Raw genomic sequence first — 25,894 nt, forward strand, 5'->3', positions numbered from 1 at the left:
ATGAATATCAAGGACCAACGTGTTGCCGTTATCGGGATGTCGGGGAAATTCCCCGGTGCCAATAGTGTTGCCGAGTTCTGGGAGAACATCTGCGCGAAAAAGGAGAGCATTCGCGCGCTATCCGACGAAGAGCTGAGAAGCGCCGGCGTGCCCGAGCGCGATATCGCCGACAGTGCCTACGTGAAAGCATCGGCGCTGCTGGACGATGTGGAAATGTTCGATCCCGGCTTCTTCAAGATCTCGCCGCTGGAAGCGGAGCTGATGGATCCGCAGATCCGCCTGCTGCTGCAATGCGCGTGGGAAACGCTGGAAGATGCCGGCCACGCCCGCAAGGAGGCCCAGAACATCGGCGTGTTTGCCGGCGCGGGCGGGGTCACGACCAGCTATTTTGCCAATTTCGTCAACGTGGACGAGCGCTTCAAGAAGATCACGGCGGGCTCTACGCACCTGGGCAACGACAAGGATTTCCTTGCAACCTATATTTCGTACAAGCTGAACCTGACCGGCCCGAGCATGACGGTGCAAACCGCGTGCTCGACCTCGCTGGTAGCGCTGCATCAGGCTTGCCAGAGCGTGCTCAACGGCGAATGCGCTATGGCACTTGCCGGCGGCGTCACCGTGCGGGTGCCGCATGTGCAGGGGTATCACTATAAAGAAGGCTACATTTTCTCGCGCTCGGGGAGAATCAGCGCGTTTGACGAGGCGGCCGATGGCGTGGTGTTCGGCAGCGGCCTGGGCCTGGTACTGGTCAAGCGGTTGGCGGATGCGATCGCCGACGGCGACCATATTTACGCCGTCATCAAGGGCTCGGCCATCATGAACGATGGCAAAGGCAAGATGAGCTATGCCGCCAGCAGCGCCAAGGGGCAAATCGCCTGCGTGCGCGCGGCGCTGGCCAAGGCCGACGTGGACGCCGGTTCCATCAGCTTCGTCGAATCGCACGGCACCGGCACGCTCATGGGCGACCCGGAAGAGGTCAAGGCCCTCTCTGCCGCGTTCAAGGAACAGACCGACAAGAAAGCGTTTTGCGCGCTGGGCGCCGTGAAAGCCAACATTGGCCACCTGGAAGCTGCCGCCGGAATTGCCGGCTTCATCAAGGCAGTGCTGGCGGTCAAGCATGGCCTCATTCCTCCGACCGCACACTATTCGACCCCAAATCCCCGCATTAAGTTCGACAACACGCCGTTCTTTATCAACGGCGACGTGCAGCAGTGGATGGATGGCGGCAAGCCGCGCCGGGCGGCAGTCAACAGCCTGGGCGTGGGCGGGACCAACGCATTCGTGATTATCGAAAACTACGTTGCCCCAAAACGCACCGCCAGGAAAGTCGCCAGCGGCCCCGTCGTGGTTCCGCTGTCGGCAAAATCGTCCTTGAGTCTGCGCAGCCAAGTGCAAAAACTGGCCGATTTTCTCGCAACCGGCCGCGTGGTTGACCTTGCTGACCTGGCCTACACGTTACAGACCGGACGCGAAGCAATGGACGTGCGTGCGGCATTCACGGTCGCCACGGTTGACGAACTCAAGCTAAGTCTGGCCGCTTTCCTCGACGGCGAGCCGGTCAGCCTGCCCGAAGGCGAACTCGCCGCTTCATGGGTAGGCGGCGCCGACATCGACTGGCATGCACTCAATGGTAGCGCCAAGCGCAAGCGCATCAGCCTGCCGACCTACGCGTTCGCCAAGGAGCGCTGTTGGATCGATACTGTTGGTACCGTTCCGGCTGCGGCGATGCTGCATCCACTGCTGCACGTAAACAAGTCCGACCTGAACGAGCAAAAGTACAGCTCGACTTTCAACGGCGAAGAATTCTTCCTTAAAGACCATCTGGTGCGCACCAAACCGGGCGCCTCGGCACTGCAGAAGGTGCTGCCGGCGGTTGCCTACCTCGAAATGGCGCGCGCCGCCATCGAGCAGGCGGCTCCTGTCCACGCCGATGCGAGCGTGCTGGAACTGCGCGACATCGTCTGGCTGCGTCCCATCCCGGTCGACGCAGACACGCAGGTCAACATCGCCATCGTGGCGGATCAGCGCATCGAGTTCGAGGTCTACACCTCGGATGACCAGATTCACTGCCAGGGCTGGTGCCAGTTCAGCACCGACACCGCGGCCGAACGCTTCGACCCCGCGCAGTTGAAGGAATCGATGGGGCAGGGCCACTGGTCCGGGGCGGCCTTGTACGCAGCGTTCGAGAAAATGGGGCTGGCCTACGGGCCGGCACACCGGCCAATCGCCAGCATTGAGCGCGGCGACCGGGCCTTGCTCGCGCGTTTGAACCTGCCGGCCAGCGTGCAGGCGGGCGGCGCGGCCTACGTGCTGCATCCGAGCCTGATGGACGGTGCCCTGCAAGCTGCCACGGTGCTGATGTTCGACCCCGCCAACCCGCCACGTGCGCCAATCGTGCCGTTCGCAATCGACAGCGTGCAGCTGGTCGCCCCGTGCACCAGCGAGATGCTGGTCTGGGCGCGCCATGCGGACGGCGACAAGGCGGCCAGCTTCGATATCGACATGCTCGACGCCGACGGTAAGCTGTGCGTGCGTATCCGCGGGTTTTCGCCGCGTCCATTGGGCCGCGAAGTGCTGGGCAGCCTGCTGGCCGCGCGCGAATGGCAGCAGAACGACGTGACGCAGGGCCAGGCGGCGCTCGCCGAACAGCATGTTCTCTTGTGCGGCCTGCCGCAAATCGACGCCGACAAGATCGCGCGCGACTGCCTGCCGCTGCCGCTGGAATCAGATAAAGACGTCGCCGCGCGCTATGCCGACCTTGCGCTGGCCTGTTTCGACAAGCTCCAGTCGCTCGTCAACAGCAAGCCAACGGGGAAGACCGTCTTGCAGCTCGTGCTGCCGAACTCCGAGGAAAACGCCATGTACGCCGGCCTGGCCGGCATGTTCAAGACGGCTACGCTGGAAAACCCGCAGGTCGCCGGGCAGATTGTACTGGTCGATGCCGGAGTGGGTACCGACGATCTGGCAGCCTTGCTGCTGGCCGAACGCGCCCACCCGCACGATACGCTGATCAAATACGAACGCGGTGCCCGCCACACGTCCGGATGGCGCTTTCTGCCCGACGACGCACCCGCCGAAAGCCCGTTCAAGGATCATGGCGTGTACCTGATCACCGGCGGGCTTGGTGGCCTGGGCGTGCTGTTCGCAAAAGAGATCCTGGCTTGCTGCGCGACGGCGACCATTGTCCTCACCGGCCGCGCCGCGTTGGCGGAGCTTGGCGATAAACAGGCGGTCCTGGCGGCGCTTCAGGCAGGTGGGGCGCGCATCGAATATCGTCAAGTCGATCTGGAAGATGCAGCGCAGGTCGCCGAGCTGATTACGGCGGTCCGCACTGAGCACCGTCAGCTCAATGGCATCATCCATAGCGCCGGCATGACCGCCGACGCCTTCATCCTCAAGAAGACGTCGCAGCAATTTCGCCAGGTGCTCGGGCCGAAAGTGGCCGGCACTGTCCATCTGGACCACGCAACGCGCGACCTTGATCTCGATTTCCTGATCCTGTTCTCGTCGTTGACGGCCGCGGTGGGCAACCTGGGTCAGGCCGATTACGCGGCAGCCAACGGCTTCCTGAACGAGTTTGCGGCCGGTCGCCGGCGCGGCAGAACCGTGGCAATCGGCTGGCCGCTGTGGGAGGACGGCGGCATGCAGATCGACGCCGCAGCGCGCGACCAGCTATACGAAGCGACCGGCATCCATCCTATGCGGTCAAGCACCGGTATGCGCATGTTCTACCGCAGTCTCGCGCTGGATGTCGATCACACGGTGGTCATGGAAGGAAACCTGAATGCCATGCAGCGCACTCTCGGCGTTGGTGCCGCGCTGCACGTCGCTCCGATGGGCGCGGACACGGCTTCGCCGGCCATGATGGTGGGCGGCTTGTCGGAGCAATGCGAAGCCTTCCTGTGCACGCAGCTGGCAGGCTTGCTGAAGCTCCCTGCGGACAAAGTCGATCCGCGTGTACCGCTTGGCGACTACGGCATCGATTCGATCCTGGCGCTGGACCTGACGCGCGTGCTGGAAAACAGCTTCGGCGCGTTGCCGAAAACCCTGTTCTTCGAATATCTGAACATCCGCGAACTGGCTGACTACTTCGTCAAGGCGCATGCGCCCGTGTTGGCCACGCTGTTCTCGGGTGCGGCAACGCCGCCATTGGGCGTGGCGCCGGAACAGGAATCGACGTTCAGCATCCGCAACCGCGCCGCTAAAAAAGCGCGTGCCCCCGAACATGACGCCATCGCCATCGTGGGCCTGAGCGGCCGCTACCCTGAAGCGCGCGACCTGCACGCGTTCTGGGACAATCTGCGCGATGGGAAGGACTGCATCGTCGAAGTGCCGAAAGATCGCTGGAACTGGCGCGAGTACTACACCGAAGACCGTACCAAAAAAGGCCACCATTTCAGCAAATGGGGCGGCTTCATCGAAGGCGTGGACGAATTCGACGCGCGCTTCTTCAATATTTCGCCGCTGGAAGCGGAAACCATCGATCCGCAGGAACGCCTGTTCCTGGAACACGCCTGGATGGCGATCGAGGACGCCGGCTACACGCGCGCCTCGCTGCAAAGCCCGAACGGGAGCGACCTGCCGGGCCAGGTCGGCGTGTACGCGGGCGTGATGTACGGCGAATACCAGCTGTTTGGTGCCGAAGCGAGCATGCAGGGTGCCCGCATGGGCATGGCCAGTAACCTGGCGAGCATCGCAAACCGCGTGTCGTACGCGCTGAACCTGCACGGCCCGAGCATGGCGGTGGACACCATGTGCTCGTCGTCGCTGACTGCCATTCACCTCGCGTGCCAGGACCTGAAGCTTGGCCGCACGCCGGTGGGCATCGCCGGTGGCGTGAATGTCACCATTCACCCGAACAAATACCTGATGCTCAGCGCCGGCCAGTTCATCTCCGGCGACGGCCATTGCCAGAGTTTCGGTGAGGGTGGGGACGGCTATATTCCGGGCGAGGGCGTTGGCGTGGTGGTGCTCAAGCGGCTGGCCGATGCACAGCGCGACGGCAACCATATTTACGGGATCATCCGCGCCAGTGCGCTGAGCCACGGCGGCCGGACCAATGGCTACACCGTGCCCAATCCGCAGGCACAGGCCAGCGCGATTCGCCATGCGCTGGCGCAGGCCGGGGTAGAGCCGCGCCACATCAGCTACATCGAGGCGCACGGCACCGGCACCAAACTGGGCGACCCGATCGAGATCGCGGCCCTGAGCCGGGTGTTCCAGGAGAGTACCCAGGACACGGGCTTCTGCCTGATCGGATCGGCCAAGTCGAACATCGGCCATTGCGAGGCGGCAGCCGGGATCGCCGGGCTGACCAAGGTTCTACTGCAAATGAAGCACAGGCAGATCGTGCCGTCGCTGCATTCGACGCGCCTCAATCCCCATATCGATTTCGCCAGCACGCCGTTCGTGGTCAACCAGACACTCACGGCGTGGGAGCAGCCGGTAGTGGAGGGCAAGCAGGTGGCGCGCATCGCCGGCATTTCGTCGTTCGGTGCCGGCGGCTCGAACGCGCACGTGATCGTCGAGGAGTATGTGCCGGTCGCTTCGGCCACGCAGCCGGATGCGATGATGATTTTCCCTCTCTCGGCACGCACCGCCGACCAACTGGGCGAAAAAGCACGCGACCTGCTTGAGTTCATGCGCACCAACGGGGGCGCGCTGCCGCTGGCGTCCATTGCCTACACCCTTGGTGCGGGACGCGAAGCGATGGGCCAGCGCTTCGCTGTCGTCGCCGATTCGGCCGCCGCATTGGTCGAGCGGCTGCAAGCGTATGTCGATGGCCGGGCTGCTGTTGTGGACCATTCGTCCATGGCGGCGCTGGCAGACCAGTGGACCAAGGGGATGGATCTCGATTGGGCCGGCTTCCATACCACCCAGCCATCGCTGGTCAGCCTGCCGACGTACCCGTTCGCGCGCCAGCGCCACTGGGTCGAGGTTGCACCGCGCGCGGCGAAACTGCAATCCGCGCTGCATCCGCTGCTGCACGCGAACACCTCGGACTTCAAGCAGCAGAGCTATACATCGACTTTCGAGCATCAGTTGACCCGCGAAACGTGCCTGGACATGGCGCGCGCCGCCATTGCACTGTCAATGCCTGCACGGTCTGCATCGATGACTCTGGAATTGAGCGACGTCGCCTTTGTCCAGCCGCTTGACGCCGGTGGCCTTCCGGTCACCATCGCCTTGTTCGACAAACGCGGCGATCAAGTGGCGTTCGAGATTTACAGTGACGATGTCGTGCACTTCCAGGGACGCGCGGCGTGGAGCGATGCACCGGCTGTCCAGATGCCCGCGCCGGTACGGCTGGTCCAGGTCAGCTTCGACAATCGGCTGCAGGAAAAGCCCAAGCGCAGCATCACCTTGCGCATGCCGGATGCAGCCGTGGCCGACACGCACCGCAACGTGGCCAAGCCGCGCATTTCGCTATCGGGAAGCGCGTTCAATGCCCCGGCACCGGCGCGATCCGAATCGCTGGTCAGCCTGTTCGAACTAGGTGACGGCGTCTTTACGATCCGGGTTGCCGAGAGCAGCCTGTCGCCAGCACTGATCGGCGACCTCCTGGGCGCCATGCGCACCGTTGCGGACGCGCCGACGGCAAAAGCGCTGACTATCGAAGGCGGCGCCCAATCATTTCTTTCCGGCGGGCTCGCGCAGCATCGGCAAGCCGTCGATGCGGGCTTGTACAAGGCAGTGGCCGAATTTCCGTATCCGGTCATTGCAGTCGCGCAGGGCGATACAACCGGCGCAGGCTTCCTGCTGGCCGCCGTATGCGACTTTGTGGTGTGCAGCGAGTCGGCACGCTATGCCTTTGCGCAGCCGGCGGATGGGTTGTATCCATCGGCCGCCGAAGACCTGCTGATCGAACGCTTCGGCCGCGTGCAGGCTAACGATTTCCTGTACCTGAGCGCTAGCTCCATCGGCGCCGACCTTAAAGCCAAGGGCTGGACCTGCCCAATCGTGCCATCCGATACAGTGGAAGACGTGGCCCGGGCATTGGCAGTAAATCTGGCGACGAAGTCGCAGACCGCATTGCGCCTTCTGAAAAAGCACCTTGCACGCGCGAACACCAGCGCTGTTCACGCTCTTCCTGCTGTCGCCGATGCCTGGTTTGCGCCAGTCACCGCGAAAAATACCGGGCTTGAAGCGCCATCCGACGCCCTGCATCTTGCGTTGCACGGCGACCGTGTACTGATTGTGACAATCCGCAGTGCCGATGGCCTGCTGGACGGCCTGGCCAAGGTTCTGCAAGCGACAACCTGCCGCTGCGTGGTCCTGACCAGCGAACTGCCACAGTTTCCTCCGGGAGCGAGCGAGGACGCGATCAGAAGCGTGATCCTGGGCGCGAGCGTGCCGGTGGTTGGAGCTTTGATCGGCGACGCCAATGGTGCCAGCTGGCTGCTCGCCCAATACTGCGACGCGTGCGTCTACAGCGAGCAGGGTAGCTACGCGGCCCCGCTGCAAAATGCATATCTGCCTGCGCTGGCCTCACTGCGCTTCGGCGACGACACCGCAAAGCAGTTCCTGATGGCCGGTGCCGCAGCGTCGGGTGCCGAGTTGCGTACGCAGTTTGGTGTTCCTCACGTTGTGCCCGCCGATCAGGTACTTGCCGCTGCGCTGAAGATGGCCGAGGCGATAGCTGCATTCCCGGCAGCCGTACTCGGGGTATGGAAGCAGCGCACCGCCGCCTTCCTCGACGCTGCGGGCCCGTTCAGCGTTGATGAACGCGACGTGGCTTCGCCCGTAACGGCACTCAGGCTCGCATCGACAGTCATCACGGCAACGGCGCATCCGGACGGCGTACTGGAAGTGCGCATGGCGGACCGTGACGCGAAGAACATGTTCTCGGATGCCTTTTCAAGCGGCATGCGCGAAGTATTCGCTCACGTGGAGGCCAGCGGCGCGTACAAGGTCGTGCTGCTGACTGGCTACGACAACTACTTTTCGTCCGGCGGCACCCAGGATACGCTGCTGGCGATTCACGAAGGCCGGGCCAAATTTACCGACAATCTGGTGTTCCAGCTTCCATTGCTGTGCACCGTACCGGTCATCGCCGCGATGCAGGGCCACGGCATCGGCGCCGGCTGGGCAATGGGTATGTACGCAGACTTTGCGCTTTTCAGTGACGAAAGCCGCTACGTCAGCCCCTACATGGGCTACGGCTTCACGCCCGGCGCCGGGTCCACGCAGATGTTCCCGGCCAAAATCGGCTACGACCTGGCCCGTGAAACCTTGCTGACCGCCCGCGAATTCGCAGGTGGGGAGCTCAAGGAACGCGGTATGCGCAACCCGGCGCTGGCACGCGAGCAGGTGCTGCCTGCGGCACTGGCAATGGCGCATCGCATCGCGCAAAGTCCACGCTCGCTTCTGGTGGCGGTCAAACGCTACTGGTCCGAAGCGCAGCAAGTCTCGCTGGCGGATACGCTTTCGCGCGAACTGGCGATGCACGAACTGACGTTTGTCGGCCAGGCAGACACGCTGGCGCGCATCCAAAGCCGCTTCGGCACCGATACGCCGGCACAGCGCACCACTGCGGCAGCGGCACCGGCCGGCGCGGCGGACATTGCCGCTGTCACCGCCAATCTCAAGACCATGCTGGCGCACGAACTGCGCATGCAGGAGCACGAGATATCGGAGGACGAACAGTTCGTCGACCTTGGCTTAGATTCGATCACCGGCGTGACATGGATCCGCAGAATCAACGACACCTACGGTACCGCGATTGAGGCGATCAAGGTTTACAGCTATCCGACGCTGGCGGCACTGAGCGGTTTTGTGGCCGAGGAAGCCGGCCTTGCGGGCACGGTAGTTGCAGTTCCAGAGCAAGCCGCAGTCACGGCACCGGCCGCGCTCACGTCGTGGCGCCAGCCAGGCCTTGCGAAGGCGGCCGATGTTCCAATCGTCCGGAACACGCAGTCAATCGCCATCATCGGCATGGCCGGCCAGTTCGCCAAATCGAACAATCTGGAAGAGTACTGGCAGAACATCGCGCAGGGCAGGGACTGCATCGACGAAATTCCGAAACACCGCTACGATATCGACCAGTACTTCCAGGCCGGCGACGCCAAACCGGGCAAGACCTACAGCCGCTGGATGGGCGCTCTCAGCGAATTCGACCTCTTCGACGCGGCGTTCTTCAACATTTCCCCGCGCGAGGCCAAAAGCATGGACCCGCAGCAGCGGATGTTCCTGCAAACCTGCTGGCACACCATCGAGCATGCCGGCTACAACCCGAAATCGCTCGGCGGCAGCAAGTGCGGCGTGTTCGCCGGATGCTACGCGGGCGATTACCACCAGCTGTCGACCCGCGAAAGGCTCAGCGGCCAGGGATTCACGGGGGCGTCGCCATCGATCCTCCCCGCACGCATCTCCTACTTGCTGGACCTGCACGGACCTAGCCTGCCAATCGACACCGCTTGCTCGTCGTCGCTGGTGGCGGTCGCCACTGCCTGCGACAGCCTGGTTTCCGGCGGCAGCGACATTGCGCTTGCCGGTGGCGTGAACGTCATGGCCGGCCCGTCGATGCAGATCATGACGTCCCAGGTCGGCATGCTGTCGCCGCAGGGCCGTTGCTTCACCTTTGACGAACGCGCCAACGGTATCGCCAACGGCGAAGGCGTCGGTGTCGTGATGCTCAAACGCTTGGCCGATGCGGAGCGCGACGGCGACTGTATCTACGGCGTGATCGAAGGGTGGGGCGTCAACCAGGACGGCAAGACCAATGGCATCACCGCGCCAAACGCCGATTCGCAGACGCGATTGCAGAACGATGTCTACACCAAGTTCGGTATCGATCCGGTCGGCATTGGGCTGATCGAGGCGCACGGCACCGGCACGCCGCTGGGCGATCCGATCGAAGTAGCGGGGCTCAAGGCGTCGTTCGCCAGATTCACCACCAACAAAGACTACTGCGCACTGGGCTCGGTGAAGAGCAATGTCGGCCACTGCCTGACCGCTGCCGGCGTCTCGGGCCTGCTCAAGGTACTGCTCGCGCTCAAGCACGAGAAGCTGCCGCCGACGATCAATTTCAGCAAATTGAACAAACATATCTCGCTGAAGGACTCGCCATTCTTCGTCAACGACCAGCTGCGTGAGTGGAAGCGCAACGGCAGCGAACCACGGCGGGCCGCAATCAATTCGTTCGGCTTCAGCGGAACCAACGCGCACGTGGTGGTCGCGGAATACGTGGCCGCGCGCCAGAGCGGCGCGATCAGCACGCCTGTCATCGTGCCGCTGTCGGCTCGCATACCGGAGCAGTTGCAGCGCAAGGCTGCCGAACTGCTGGCGTTTATCCGTTCCCAGGGCGCTGCTAACCTGGATCTTGTCAGCCTTGCGTACACATTGCAAGTGGGCCGGGAAGAGAGTAATGAACGTGCCGCTGTCGTTGTCGGCACCGTCGACGAGCTTGAAAAGGCGCTCGCCGCGTTCGATGGCGCGCAGGTCTATCGCGGCCAAGTAAGCGGGAACAAGGACACGCTGATGGCAATGAGTGCGGACAGCGACTTCCAGACCATGATCGGCAAGTGGATCGCCAAGAAGGAATTGCCTCGTCTGGCGGAGCTGTGGGTCAAGGGCATGGCGCTCGACTGGACCGGTTTCCACCAAACCCCGCCACGGCGCATGGGATTGCCCGGATATCCGTTTGCCAAGGAGCGTTTCTGGATCGACGCAGTGGATGAAGCGCCTGTCGCTACGTCGATAGTGGCCCCTGTCATCGCGCCGCCGGCGCCCGTCGTTCAAGTGCGCGAGGTATCCATTCCGGCCGAACAGGTGCGCCAGCAGCTCAAAACGAGTCTGGCGGAAGCCTTGTTCATGACCCCATCCGATGTGGATGTGCGCAAGTCGTTCACCGATCTGGGGCTCGACTCGATAATCGGTGTCGAATGGATGAAGGCGGTTAACAAGCAGTTTGGCACGGCGCTATCGGCGACACGCGTCTACGATTATCCGAGCGTGACCGAGCTGGCCGATTTTCTCCAGACGCAGCTCGGCGCGGCAGAACCGCTAGTAGTGCCGGCGATAGCGCCAGTCCCGCGTGACGGACTGCAGCAGCAGTTGAAGATCAGCCTCGCGGAAGCGTTGTTCATGCAGCCGTCCGATATAGATGTCGACAAGCCGTTCACCGAACTCGGTCTCGATTCGATCATCGGCGTCGAGTGGGTCAAGAACATCAACAAACAGTACGGCACGAACATCGGTGCGACGCGGGTTTACGATTACCCGAGCGTCAAGGAGCTGGCCGCCTTCCTCGGCGGAGAAATGACTGTCGTCGCTCCGGTGGTGGCTGTTCCTGTGATCGCGGCGCCGCCCGTTCGCGTTGCCGGGCCAGCGACAATCCGCTTTGAACCCAAGTTCGCCCGGCGATTCAAGGACCTGTACTTCTACTGCGGCGATGGCGAGGGCGATTTCGCCGCGGATGGCGAGTTTGCAGTGCGCCTGGTGATTGACCCGGCGACCAACGTGTCGCTCAAAGAGCATGTCGTCTTCGGCGCGCACCTGCTGCCGACGGATGCCTATCTCGAAATCGTTCTGGCAGCCTGCAAAACCTACTTCGCCTGCACCGATGTCACACTGAAGAACCTCGTCATTGTTAATCCGATGGTGGGCGCGCAGGGGAGAAAAAACCACATCAAGGTCGTATTCCGGCGCGCTGGCGACGAGTTGCAGTTCTTCGTCAAGTCGAGCACCTCACCTGACTTCGGCAACGACAAGTTGCATATGCAGGGCTTCATCGCGATTGCGTCCGCACCTCTGGCAAGCCGCTTCGACGATGGATTCGCAGTCGAAAAGACGCTCGATCATGGCGACATCGCGACCAATGCCGGAACTTACTACGCTCCGCTGCAATCGCTGCGTTTCGGCGCGTCGGCAGCGCTGGGGCTGATCAAGGTCGCACGTCACGATTTTGCGTTCACGGCGAATCCGTTCGCCTTGTACGGCGCCCTGTGCACCGTGATCAACTACGGTGCGCACCTTGCCGCTCAACGCTTCGGCGCAAGCGACGACCAGTTCCTTCCGTACCGGATCGGTCAAATCGCGGTGCACGGCCCGCTCGATGGGCTTGACTACCGCTGCTATGCGGAGGTGCGCAATATCGAGCGCGATGCGTTTGAATTCTATGTGGAGATGGTCGACGGCGCCGGTAAGGCGGTTGTCGTCATCGATGCGATCAGCTTGCGCCGAGTAGCGCGCAAGGCTATCGAACAGCAAACCACCGTGTCGCTACCGCCGGCAGTTGTCGGCATGGCCGAAGAGAAGGTCGCCATCATCGGCATGTCGTGCCGTTATCCGATGAGCGAGAACGTCGAAGCGCTGTGGGAGAACATCAAATCCGGTACGCATTGCGTCACCGAGGTGCCCGCGGAGCGTTGGAGCGCCTATCCGGACTGGTACAACCCGGACCCGCGCCATCCGCACACCTCGTATTCGAAGTGGGGCGGCTTCCTGGACAATATCGACACCTTCGACTCGCTGTTTTTCGGTATTTCGCCAGCAGAGGCGGAATTGATCGATCCGCAGCAGCGCATCTTCCTGGAAGAATGCTGGAAAACGATCGAGAGCGCAGGCTACGCGCCAGGCTCGTTGTCCAACAAGGTCTGCGGCGTCTATGTGGGTTGCTCCACTGGCGACTACGCAAGGGTGCTGGCCGACGATGGCCAGGATACGGCAGGCGCCGCGTTCATGGGCACCTCCAACGCGATCCTCGCCGCACGCATTTCCTATCACCTAAACCTGAAGGGTCCGGCCCTGGCGCTCGACACGGCCTGTTCGTCGTCGCTGGTGGCGGTGCACCTGGCCTGCGCCAGTATCCGCAGCGGCGAAACCCAGCTCGCGCTGGCGGGCGGCGTCAACGTGCTTGCAACGCCGCTTGGCCACATACTGACCTCGCAAGTAGGCATGCCATCACGCGACGGCCGCTGCGCCGCGTTCGACGCATCGGCCAACGGCATCGTATTCTCGGAAGGCTGCGGGGTCGTGCTGCTCAAGGCCTTGTCCGAAGCGCAGCGTGATAACGATAACATTCTCGGCGTGATCCAGGGTTCCGGTACCAACCAGGATGGCAAGACCAACGGCATCACCGCGCCGAGCTCCCGGGCCCAGGAACAGCTGCTGCGCCAGATCTACAGCCGGTTCGACATCGATCCGAAGCGCATCAGCTATGTCGAGGCGCATGGCACAGCCACAGCGCTGGGCGACCCGATCGAGGTCAATGCCCTGGCATCGGTGTTCGGCAAACCGGCGGGCGACGTGCGCTACTGCGCACTCGGCTCGGTCAAGAGTAATATCGGCCACGCCGGCTTTGCCGCTGGCGTGGCGGGTATCGTCAAGGTCCTGCTGTGCATCAAACATCGCAAGCTGGTGCCGTCGCTTCATTACAGCCAGCCGAATCCGCACATCGAATTCGACAGGTCGCCTTTCTACGTCAATACCGAGTACCGCGACTGGATCAGCGATTCTCCGCGCATGGCAACGGTGAGTTCCTTCGGCTTCAGCGGCACCAATGCCCATGTGGTGATCGAGGAGCACATGGCGTCGTCGCCGTCGGCCCATCGCACGCAAACGCCGGAGAACAAGGTGCTGGTGCCACTGTCGGCCAAGGCAACCGAGCAATTGCAGCAAAAAGTGCGCGATCTGCTGACATTCATCAGTCACCAGGAACAAACGGTCGATCTGGCCAGCCTGGCCTACACCTTGCAGGCCGGCCGCGATGAAATGGACCACCGCTTGGTGCTGGTCGTCGACTCGGTCGCGCAACTGGCCGGGAAGCTCCAGGCAGTGTTGGATGGGGAACGCCAGATCGCCGACGTGTATCGCGGCCAGGCATCGCAGGGCGACGAAACTTTGTCCGCCTTCGCCGCCGATCCGGAGATGCGCACCGTGATCGAGAGCTGGATCACGCGCAAGAATCTGTCCAAGGTCGCGGACCTGTGGGTCAAGGGCTTTGAACTGGACTGGCACAAGCTGCACACCAACGCCACCCCGCGTCGCATGACGCTTCCGACCTACCCATTTGCCAAAGAGCGCTGCTGGGTTGATGGAACCGGGTCGCGCAAGAGCGCCGCACCGGCCAGCGCGGTGGCTGTGCTGCATCCGCTCCTGCATCGCAATACGTCGGACCTGAACCAGCAAAGCTACACCAGCACCTTTAATAGCGACGAATTCTTCCTGGCCGATCATCGGGTCGGCGGCCAGCCGCTGCTGCCGGCGGTAGCCTACCTGGAGATGGCGCGTGCGGCCCTGATGGATGCGATGCCTGCGGAAAAAGCAGTCGGCCAACTCGAACTGCGCCACGTGGCATGGGCACAGCCGATCATCGTCACCGAGCCAAAAAGCGTAACGATTGCCGTGTTCTCCGATCACGGCGAGCAGGTCGCCTTTGAAGTCTACAGCGAGGCCGGTGACGGCTACGAGGAAGTGCTGCATTGCCAGGGCAGCTACGCAATGGGCGAGCAGGGCGCCGTGCAGCCGCTCGACTTGCAGCGCTTGCGTGCACAAATGACAGGCGCCAGCGTGCAGGCGGGAGCGCTGTACCCGGCCTTTGCCGGCATGGGCCTCGATTATGGGCCGGCGTTCCGCGGCATCGTGGCGGTCCATCAGGGCGACAACGAGCTCCTGGTCGAACTGCGTTTGCCGCAGGCCGCGCGCCGTGACGAGAACTACATCCTCCATCCAAGCATGATGGACAGCGCGCTGCAAGGGTCGATCACGTTGATCGACACATTCCTTAAAGCGTCCGGCAAGGTCGCGCTGCCGTTCGCGCTCGAATCGCTTCGCATCGTATCGCCGTGCGTGGAGACGATGGTGGCCTGGGTGCGGTACCCGGCGGGCGGGCAGGGTGCATCAGCAGGCCTGGTCAAGGTCGATATCGACCTGTGCGACCTGGCCGGCGAGATCTGCGTGCAGATGCGGGGCTTTTCCTCACGCCCCATGGAGAGCGCCGTCTCCTTCGATGAAGCGCATTACCAATCGATTTTGGCTGACATTGTCAGCAACAAGATCTCCGTTGACGAAGCTGTGGAGTTAGGGAACCTATGAAGCAAGAGATAACGAACATCTATCGTGCACTGGCAGCCGGCAAGCTTTCGCAACAGGAGGCTCTGGAGCAGATCAAGGCGCTGAAAAAACAGCCGACGAAGGCCGCCGCAATGGGAACGCTGCTGGCGTCGCCCGTCTGGGAGCGCTGCGCCGCCCCGGCGGCAGCGCAAGACGAGGCGTCGGCGTTCGGCCAGCATCACATTGTCCTGTGCGACCTGCCGCAGATCGCCGCCGCCGAACTGGAATCGCTGCTACCGGGAAGCCGCTGCAGTAACGTCAGCGCTGTCGCCGCAACGGTCTCGCAGACATACGCCGATATTGCGCTCCATTGCTTCGAGACGATTCGGACCATTCTGGAAGCGAAACCGCAGGGCGTGCAATTCGTGCAGGTCGTCGTCGCCGACCGCGACGATGCGCAGATGCTCGCCGGCTTGTCCGGCATGATCGATACGGCGGCCCTGGAAAATCCGGCAATCGTCGGCCAGATCGTTTTGGTGCGTCCGGCGATTCCGGCCGGTGACCTGGCGCGCCGCCTGCGCACCGAACGCGGTAATCCACAAGACCGCGTAGTGCACTACACCGCCGAAAGCCGCCTGGTACGGCGCTGGCGCGCTGTCGACGTACCGGCCAGGACGCCGTGCGCGTTCAAGGAGCATGGCGTTTATCTGATCACCGGTGGACTGGGCGGTTTGGGCTCCCTGGTGGCAGCGGAGATCCTGCGTGCCACCACTGGCGCCAGTGTCATACTGACCGGGCGCTCATCGGACGCCGGCATCAGGCTCGTAGCGCTGCAGAAGAGCGGCCGGGTGGAGTACCGGCAGATGGATGTCGCCGATGCCGCCGGTACGGAACGCGTGCTGGCGTCGATTGTTGAACAATATGGTCACCTTAATGGAATCATTCATAGCGCCGGCATCGTGCGCGACGATTTCATCCTGAAGAAAAGTTCCGCGCAGTTCAGCGAGGTTCTGCGACCAAAGGTGGCGGGCACGGAGCACCTCGACCTGGCCAGCCAGAACATGGACCTGGACTTTTTTGTACTGTTCTCGTCGATTGCCTCGTGGTCGGGCAACGTCGGACAAGCCGACTACACGGCCGCCAACGGCTTCATGGACCAATTCGCGGGCTACCGCAATGCCCTGGTGGACGCGGGGCAGCGCAAAGGGCGCACCGTTGCCATCGCGTGGCCTCACTGGCTGGACGGCGGCATGCACATCGATGCGGCCAGCAGCGAAGCCTTGCAGCAGAGGACCGGCCTGCGTTCACTGGCTACGGGGCAGGGCATGGAGGCGTTCAACCGCTGCCTCGCGCTGCCGCAATGCCTGTTGATGGTGATGCACGGCGATACCGCGGGCATGCAGCGCGCGCTGGCGGCCGAGCGGGTGATCCACAAACCGGCCGTCAAACCGGTCGCCGTGGCCGGATCGGCCGATCTGGGGACGAAAACCCGTGCATTCCTGCGCGCCGAATTTGCCGCCATCCTCAAAATTCCGGTTCACCGAATCGAAACCCGCTCCGCGCTGGAAAACTACGGCATCGATTCGATCCTGGCCATGAGCCTGACCAAACAGATCGAAGCGACCTTCGGCGCCTTGCCCAAGACGCTGTTTTTCGAATACCAGAATATCGACCAGCTTGCGGACTATTTTGTGGAGTCGCACGCCGACACGCTGAATACGATGTTCGCGACGCCATCGGCCCTTGACGCAACACGCCCGATTGTGATCAAGCCCGCTGTGCAGGCCCCCACCGGCGGGCGTCGTCAGCGCCAGCGCTTCCCGTTCGCGTCCACACCTGCCCAAGTGGCGCCGCCAGTCAATGAAGCGATCGCGATTGTGGGCCTCAGTGGGCGCTACCCCGAATCGCGCGACCTGGATGCGTTCTGGCGCAACCTGCGCGACGGGACCGACTGCATCGTCGAAGTGCCGAAAGATCGCTGGGACTGGCGCGAATTCTATAGCGAGGACCGCACCAAGGAAGGCGCCCATTACAGCAAGTGGGGTGGTTTCATTGAAGGGGTGGACGAATTCGATCCGCGCTTTTTCAACATTGCCCCGCGCGAGGCGAGCAGCATCGATCCGCAGGAGCGGCTGTTCCTGCAATACGCCTGGAAGGCCATCGAAGACGCAGGTTATACCCGCGACAGCCTGCAAATCCCCAACGCCAGCGGCATGGACGGCCAGGTTGGCGTGTATGCGGGCGTGATGTATGGCGAATACAATCTCTCCGGCAGCCTGGCGAGCATCGCCAACCGCGTGTCGTACTTCCTGAACCTGCACGGTCCGAGCCTGACGCTCGACACCATGTGCTCGTCGTCGCTGACGGCGATTCACCTGGCGTGCCAGGACCTTGGTATGGGGCGCACCAGCCTGGCGATTGCCGGTGGCGTGAACGTCAGCATCCATCCGAATAAATACACGATGCTGAGCGGCGGCCAGTTCATTTCCAGCGAGGGCCACTGCGAAAGCTTCGGCGAGGGCGGTGGCGGCTACATTCCGGGAGAAGGGGTGGGCGTGGCGGTACTCAAGCGCATGTCCGACGCCGAGCGCGATGGCAACCATATCTATGGCGTCATTCGCGGCAGCGCGCTCAATCACGGCGGCAAGACCAACGGCTACACCGTGCCCAATCCGCAGGCCCAGGCCGACGTGATACGGCGCGCCCTGGCCGAAGCCGGGATCGACCCGCGTCACGTCAGCTATATAGAAGCACACGGAACCGGCACCAAACTGGGTGACCCGATCGAGATCGCGGCGCTGACCCGCGCGTTCTACGAGGGCGTGCAGGCACCCGGACGCGAAGCGGGCTTCTGCCTGATCGGATCGGCCAAATCGAACATCGGCCATTGCGAATCGGCGGCCGGCATAGCCGGCGTGACCAAGGTGCTGCTGCAGATGAAGCACGGCGCGATTGTTCCGTCGCTCCACTCCAGCAAGCTCAATCCGCACATCGACTTCGCGGCCACGCCGTTCGTGGTTAATCAGACGCTCAAGCCATGGCAGCAACCGGAGGTGGATGGCCGGATTCTGCCGCGCATTGCCGGCATTTCGTCATTTGGCGCGGGTGGGTCGAACGCGCACGTCATCATCGAGGAGTATCGCGCACCAGCAATGGCTACCGCCACCGTCGAAGGGCAGGTTGTGGTACCGCTGTCGGCACGTACCGCGGAGCAGTTGCAGCAGCGCGTGAGCGCCTTGCTGGCCGTGGTCGAAGGCGAAATTGATCTGTGCTCATTGGCTTACACCTTGCAGGTCGGGCGCGAAGCGATGGAGGAGCGTGCAGCCTTCCTGGTGACGTCTGCCGGTGACTTGGCGACCAAATTAAGAGCGTTCATGCGCAGCGAGGCGACCGGGCCGGAGGTGTATCGTGCCCAGGTCAAACAGCATCGCGACGAAATTTCGCAGCTCGAAGAAGATCCGACCTTCCAGGAATCGCTCGCGCAGTGGATCGCCGACAGGAATATCGCCAAGCTGGCCGGGATGTGGGTCATGGGCCTGAGCGTCGACTGGGGTAAGCTGAACGAGCCGGCACGCACGCCGCGCCTGATGAGCCTTCCGACGTATCCGTTTGCGAAAGAACGCTACTGGGCCCAGACGAAGGCGCCGGTGCCGGCACCGGCGGCGCAGCCGGCGGTCATCCATCCGCTGGTCCACGCCAATACGTCGAATCTGGCCGAACAAGGCTACACGTCGACCTTCACCGGGTCGGAAGACTATCTGGTGGAGGAAGCAGGCCAAAAAACGCTGCCACCGCAACTGGTGCTGGACATGATGCGTGCCGCCGTCGAACTGGCGTCGCCAAAGCGGCTTGAGGCTGGCTCGTGGCACGTTGGCGACGTGGTGTGGGGCGAGCCCGTTGTGATCACCGCTGGCCAACAGGTGGGCATCGCCCTGTTCGCGCGCGACGACAACGCTGTCGATGCCGAGATTTACAATGGCGCCGACAATGCTGTTTATTGCCAGGGACGGGTGGTGTTCGGTAGCCAGAGTGCACCGGTGAGCATGCCACAGGCGCTCGGGCCTCGCGAAATCCGGCTCGCGCCAGCAGGCCCGATCATGCTGCCGCCGCTGCGTAAAAAGCCGGCGCAGATCGCACTGCAGGCCAGCGTGGTCGTTCCTTCGCAGCCACCGGCGCCCAAAGCGACGTTCGCGTTGATGGACCTCGCTGCGCCATCGACGAACACCAGCAATGTGCGCCTGTTCGATCTGGGCGAGGGCGTGTTTTCGATCGATATCGACGCGGCGACTGTGAGCGAGGCGATTGCATCGCTGTCGCAAGCCCTCAACCGGGCACGCAGCGAAGGTTCGCTCAAGGTGCTGTTGCTGAACGCCCGCAACGCGCAGTTCTGGCGCGGCGACCGGGCCGCCTGCAACGAGGCCGTCGAGAGTGGCTTGCTGGCTGCCGTTGCCGCGTTCCCGTATCCGCTCATCGCAGTTGTGCGCGATGGAGCCAGCGGCGTGGGCATGCTGCTGGCGGCACTGTGCGACTTTATCGTGCGTGGCGAGGGCGGGGGGTTCTGCTTCACGGCGATAGAACAGGGCATCTTCCCAAGCGCTGCGGAAGATCGCCTGTTCCAGGAGCGGCTGGGCGTGTCCGCAGCCGATGCGTTTCTGTACCGGATCGGTCGGAAACCGTCTATCGGCATCGTTGCGCCAACAGCGGAAGTTGATGCAAAAGCCAGGCAACTGGCTGCGGACCTGGCGCAAAAATCGCGCCTCGCGCTCGGATTGTTGAAAACGCACCTGGGCCGGCATCTTTTGACCTTGGCCGGCGCCCTGGAGCCGGTCGAACCGCCTGCCGGTAGCCCGGCGCAGGGTATCGTCGTCGTCAAGCTGGGCAAGGCGTACGGCGTCAAGGAATTGATGGCGGACTTGAAGCGCGGTTTCGATGCCGGTACGCGCGTAGCCATTGTCACCAGCGCATTGAAGGGCTTTCTGCCCCAGACCGATGACCGAACCTTCGCCGCCTTGCAGCAGCTCGTGCGCGATTGCCCGATCCCTGTCATCACCGCGTTCGACGGCGACGCTACGGGCATGGCGTGGCTGTTCGGTATGGCCTGCGACGCTGCCATTTACAAACATGACGCCCGTTACACCACCTCGCCGATACCGTGCTCCCGGGGTCTCGACTCTGTTCTGGGCCAGGAAATCGGTTTGGCAGGCGGTAGCTACTCCGGCGCCGATCTCGGTGCACGTGTGGGCGAGCCCCTGGCGCAGGCGCACGAGCTGGCGGCATTGTGGAGCAAGCGGCCATGGAAACCGGCGCGCGGCGCGGACGTCGCGGCACTGCCGGAAGCAGTGGTGGCGGACGTCGCTTCTCCGCCGCCAGGCCCGGTCGAGCTGCACTCATGCGTGGTGTCGTTGACTGCACACGCCGATGGCGTGGTGGTGGTCCGCATGCAGGACCGCGACGCGAAGAACATGTTCTCGGAGGCGCTGGTCGCCGGCTTGAAGGAAGCTTTTGCGCACATCGAGCAAACGCCAGGCTACAAGGCGGTGGTCCTGACCGGGTACGACAGCTATTTCGCCACCGGCGGCACCATGGAAACGCTGCTGGCGATCCAGGAAGGCCAGACCAGCTTCACCGACGAGAAGGTGTTCCAGCTACCAATGGACTGCTCGCTGCCGGTGATCGCCGCCATTCAGGGCCACGGTATCGGCGGCGGCTGGTCGTTCGGGATGTTCGCCGACGTGATTTTGCTCAGTGAGGAGAGCCGTTACCTCAGCCCCTACATGGGCTACGGCTTTACGCCCGGCGCCGGCTCCACCTTGATGTTCCCTGCGAAGATCGGCTACGACCTGGCGCGCGAGACGCTGCTGACGGCGAAGGAAATCTCCGGACACGAGTTGAAGGAACGCGGCGTGCCGCTCACGGTGCTGCCGCGCCGCGACGTGGTCGCGGCGGCGATTGCGCTGGCCACGCGCATGGCGCAGCAGCCGCGTGCCCGACTGATGGAGCTCAAGCGGCTGTCGACCGATGCGCTGCGCCGCTCGCGCGACGACAGCTACCGCCGCGAAGTCGACATGCACGAGCAAACCTTCGTCAAGAATGCCGACACGCTTGGCAACATCCTGGCGAAAGTCGCCACGGACAAGGCGCAACCGGTGGCCGCATCGGCAAAGACCGCGCCAGCGTCTTCGTCCATCATCGGCAAGCTGAAAACGATGCTGGCGCACGAATTGTTCCTGGAGCCGGACGAAATCGACGACAACACCCAGTTCATCGACCTGGGCCTCGACTCCATTACCGGAGTCACCTGGATCCGCAAGATCAACGCGCACTACGGCACGGACATCGAGGCCACCAAGGTGTACAGCCACCCGACCTTGAAGGAGTTGAGCCGCCTGGTTGCTGATGCCTCCGTGCCGGAAGTCGAGAGCACGCCAGCTCATGCACCGGCATCGTCAGGCGCGGTGATCGGCAAGATCAAGGAAATGCTCGCCAAGGAACTGCATCTGAGCGTTGACGAAATCGACGAGACCACCCAGTTTATCGACATGGGCCTCGATTCAATCACCGGCGTGACCTGGGTTCGCAAGATCAATGAGCACTACGGCACAAACATCGAAGCCACCAAGGTCTATAGTCACCCGACCCTGAAGCAGTTCGGGCGACTGCTCCAAGATGAAGTCGGGCAGCCTGTGGTCCAGGATACGCCCCCACCGGTGGCCGCTGCCCCGCTACGCGCTATTGCCTCAACACGCAGCGCGCTCGTTTCATGGCGTGGCCGCGCACGGGTGATTGCGGCTCCCGCATCGCCGGTTGTCCCGGCGCTGCCGACCGCATCGCAGCAGATCGCGGTAATCGGCATGGCCGGGCAGTTCGCCAAGGCGAACAATCTGGACCAATTCTGGACCAACCTCGCCGAAGGCAGGAACTGCATCGACGAAGTGAGCGACACACGCTGGCATCTCGGTGCGTTTTATCAGGAAGGAGCGCCAAAGGCCGGCAAAACCAACAGCAAATGGCTCGGCGCGCTCGGCGAATACGACCTGTTCGACCCACTGTTCTTCAGCATCTCCCCAACCGAAGCGGAATGCATGGACCCGCAGCAGCGCCTCTTCCTGCAATCGTGCTGGCACAGTATCGAGAATGCCGGCTACAACCCGCAGTCGCTGTCGGGCAGCCAGTGCGGCGTGTTCGTCGGCTGTGGGCCGAGCGACTACCTTCAGGTGGCCCCGGAGCAACAATTGAGCGCGCAAGGCTTCACCGGTGCCGCAAGTTCGATCCTCGCGGCGCGAATTTCGTACTTTTTGAATCTGCGTGGGCCATGCATATCGATCGAAACGGCATGTTCGTCGTCGCTGGTAGCCATCGCCAACGCGTGCGACAGCCTGAACGCCGGGAACAGCGATCTGGCATTGGCGGGCGGCGTGTATGTGATGGCCGGTCCGGCGATGCACATCATGACGGCGCAGGCGGGCATGCTATCGACCGATGGCCGTTGTTTCAGCTTCGATCAGCGCGCCAACGGCTTTGTGCCGGGCGAGGGCGTGGGCGTGATGATGCTCAAACGCCTGGCGGACGCCGAGCGTGACAACGACCGCATACAAGCCGTGATCGAAGGCTGGGGCGTGAACCAGGATGGCAAGACCAACGGAATCACCGCGCCGAATGAAGAATCGCAAACGCGGCTGCTGCAGTCGGTCTACCGCAAGTTCGGCATCGACCCGGCCAGCATCGGCTTGATCGAAGCGCACGGCACCGGCACCAAACTGGGCGACCCGATCGAGGTGGCGGGACTCAAGGCGGCCTTCAAACCGTTCACCGATACGGCAGGCTACTGTGCCCTTGGTTCGGTAAAAAGCAATATTGGCCACTGCCTGACGGCGGCCGGCGCGGCGGGCTTCATCAAGCTCGTTCTCGCGCTGCAGCACCGCGCTCTGCCGCCAACCATCAACTTCGAGCGCCGCAACGAGCACTTCCAGCTTGAGGGCAGCCCGTTCTACATCAACGACACGCTCAAACCATGGGCTGTCGCGAGCGGGGCAAGGCGCCGCGCGGCGATCAGCTCCTTCGGTTTCAGCGGCACCAATGCGCATATCGTGGTCGCCGAGCACCAGCCAGGCGCGCAGGTAAAGGCCGACATATCGATTCTCACGCAGGATGGAAAAATGGTGGTGCCTTTGTCGGCCCGCACCGAACAGCAACTGCGCCAGGCGGCGAGCGATCTGCTGGCCTTTATCGACGCACGCGAAGGTGCGGTCGATCTGGGCGAACTGGCCTGCACCTTGCAGCTGGGCCGTGACGTGATGGGTGAGCGGCTGGGCTTTTTGGCAGGCTCAGTCGACGAACTGTGGGCCAAGCTGAAAGCCTGGACCGCGGGCGTGGGCGACATCGATGGCGTGTATCAGGGCCAGGTCAAGCGACACAAGGAAGGCATGAAGCTGATTGTCCAGGACGACGATATGAAAGCGATGATCGTCGATAAGTGGCTGGGCCAGCGCGCGCTGGGCAAGCTTCTGGACCTGTGGGTCAAGGGTCTCGATCTGGACTGGTCCATGCTGTATGGCGACACCAAGCCGCAGCGCATGGCATTGCCGGGCTATCCGTTTGCAAAGGAGCGCTTCTGGATCGGCGCAGGCACGGCCAGCGTGCCGAAACAAGCCGCCGCCAGTGTGCTGCATCCACTGCTTCACAAAAACGTCTCGGTATTGAGCCAGCAGCGCTACTGCTCGAGTTTCAGCGGCGAGGAGGCATGCTTCGAGCGGACCAACGATGGTGTCAAGGTCATGGCACCTTCCGCCTTGCTGGAGATGGCGCGCGTGGCGGTGGAGCACTCGACCAGCGATCTTGACCAAACCGGAACCATCGACATTGGGGAGGTAAGCTGGGAGTCGCCGCTGCGCATCACCGGCAGCCTCGAACTGGTGGTCGATTTGTTCGCTAACGACGACGAGAGCATCGCGTTCGAGATCTACACGGCCGGCGCTCAGGACAGCGTGCATGTGCGTGGCGTTGCCGACTTTGTCGAACGAACATCCGTGGAGAGCGGGGATAACGCGGTCATGGTGATGACAACGCCCCGTTGGGACACGGTCAAGCCATCCGCTGAAGCGCCGGCCGGTGAGCGTGTGCTGGTCATCAACGCCAGCGACGAGCAGCGCGCTGTCCTGCAGCAGCACTACTCTGCCACCACGTTCATGCGCATCGAAGAAGGCGACACCGTCACTGACATCAGCGCCACGCTGCAAAACGTCGATGTCGACCGATTGATCTGGATCGCATCGGCTTACGCGGTCGATACCTTTACCGAAGAATCGATCATCGACGACCAGCGCGGCGGAATCATGCAGGTGCTGCGGATCATGCGTGCGCTGACGAGCCTCGGTTACGAAAAACGCGCCCTGGCGTGGGATATCGTCACCTTGAACAACCTCCCGGTCCTGGCGTCGGACGTCGTCAACCCAACCCACGCCGGACTGCAAGGCTTTTCGGGCAGCATGTCGGATGCATATCCGCGCTGGCAGATTCGCATGCTCGATCTGCAAGCGCTGACCGGCCTCGCGGTGACCACCATGCAAAAGCTGCCATGGGCGGCGAAAAATGCCTGCTACGCCATGCGGGGGGGCGAATGGTTCGCGCAGAAGCTGGTCCGCGTCACGGGCCTGGCCGATGCAAAACCGCCGTACCGCTTCCAAGGCGTGTACATCGTCATCGGTGGCAGCGGCGGGCTGGGTGAAATCTGGAGCCGTCACGTCATCGAACAGTATCAGGCAAACGTGATCTGGATCGGCCGCCGCGAATTGAACGCGGAAATCCAGCAAAAACTCGATAGCTTCGCTCCACTCGGCAAAACTCCCGAGTATTTCCAGGCCGATGCCAGCAAACCTGGCGAACTGGCGGCCGCCTACCAGCAAATCAAGCGCCGCCACGCGGCCATTCACGGCATCGTGCATTCGGCTGTCGGCGCCTTCGACCAGAGCCTCAAAACGGTGTCGGAAGACGATTTCAGGGCGGTTCTGTCAGTGAAAATCGACCTGAGCGTGCGTATTGCCCAGGTTTTCAACAAGGAAGCACTCGATTTCGCGCTGTTCTTCTCGTCGAACGCATCGTTTGTGCGCGGCGCGGGGATGAGCGGCTATTCGGCCGGATGCACCTTCAAGGATGCGTTTGCGCTCCAACTGGGCAAGCACTGGGATTGCGCCATCAAAGTCGTCAACTGGGGCTACTGGTCGGTTGGCGCGGGCGAGGCACTGACCGACGCTGCCAAGACGTATTTCAACGACATCGGCTACCGGCCGCTCGACCCGACGGAAGGCATGCGGACGCTGGATCAGTTCATTGCCAGCGGCATCGATCAGATGTCGATCGCTAAAACCGTGCCGCACACCGGCGCGGAAGAATGGATGACCAGCTACGACAATCAGGCCACCGCCGCCATGGTGGTGCCCGACGCGGAAATCGCGCGCATGAACCGGGCGTCGCCGTTCGTGCACATGAAAGAGCATGCTGGCCAGGAAATGGAAGCGCTCATTGCACGCCTGCTGGGCGCCATACTCGAGACCACGCCGACCGTGCTGCCGGCCTATGAACGCTGGCGCGCGGAAAGCAAGCTGATCGCTACGCAGGAGAAGACCCCGCTGGCGGCAATCTGGGCCGAATGGGACCACGCGATGACTGTCTGGCAGCAAGCCGACGGCAAGGCAGCGCTGTGCCAGCTGGTCGATAAGTGCCTGCGCGCATTGCCGGACATCCTGACCGGAAAGCAGAAGGCCACAGATGTGATCTTTCCGAACTCGTCGCTGGAACTGGTTGAACGGGTCTACAAGTCTGACACGCTCTCGCTCGCCTACAACGTCAGCCTGAGCGAGACCCTGGTGGCCGCCGTCCAGGCACGTCTGAACGTCGAGCCGGC

2 protein-coding genes (1 of these 2 cut by a window edge) are annotated in these 25,894 nt (G+C 62.8%); both read left to right on the forward strand.

What is annotated here, in order from left to right; genetic code table 11:
* Positions 1-15,036: an SDR family NAD(P)-dependent oxidoreductase gene (locus CR152_RS21580; RefSeq protein WP_099878353.1), complete on the forward strand. Its 15,036-nt coding sequence runs from the start codon at positions 1-3 to the stop codon at positions 15,034-15,036.
* Positions 15,033-25,894: the 5' portion of an SDR family NAD(P)-dependent oxidoreductase gene (locus CR152_RS21585; RefSeq protein ID WP_099878356.1), read on the forward strand. It continues 3,304 nt past the right edge of the window; only the first 10,862 of its 14,166 coding nucleotides appear in the window; the start codon lies at positions 15,033-15,035; its stop codon lies beyond the right edge, outside the window. The genes CR152_RS21580 and CR152_RS21585 overlap by 4 nt, the downstream gene beginning before the upstream one ends.

Source organism: Massilia violaceinigra (genome assembly GCF_002752675.1).
Lineage (GTDB): Bacteria > Pseudomonadota > Gammaproteobacteria > Burkholderiales > Burkholderiaceae_D > Telluria_A > Telluria_A violaceinigra.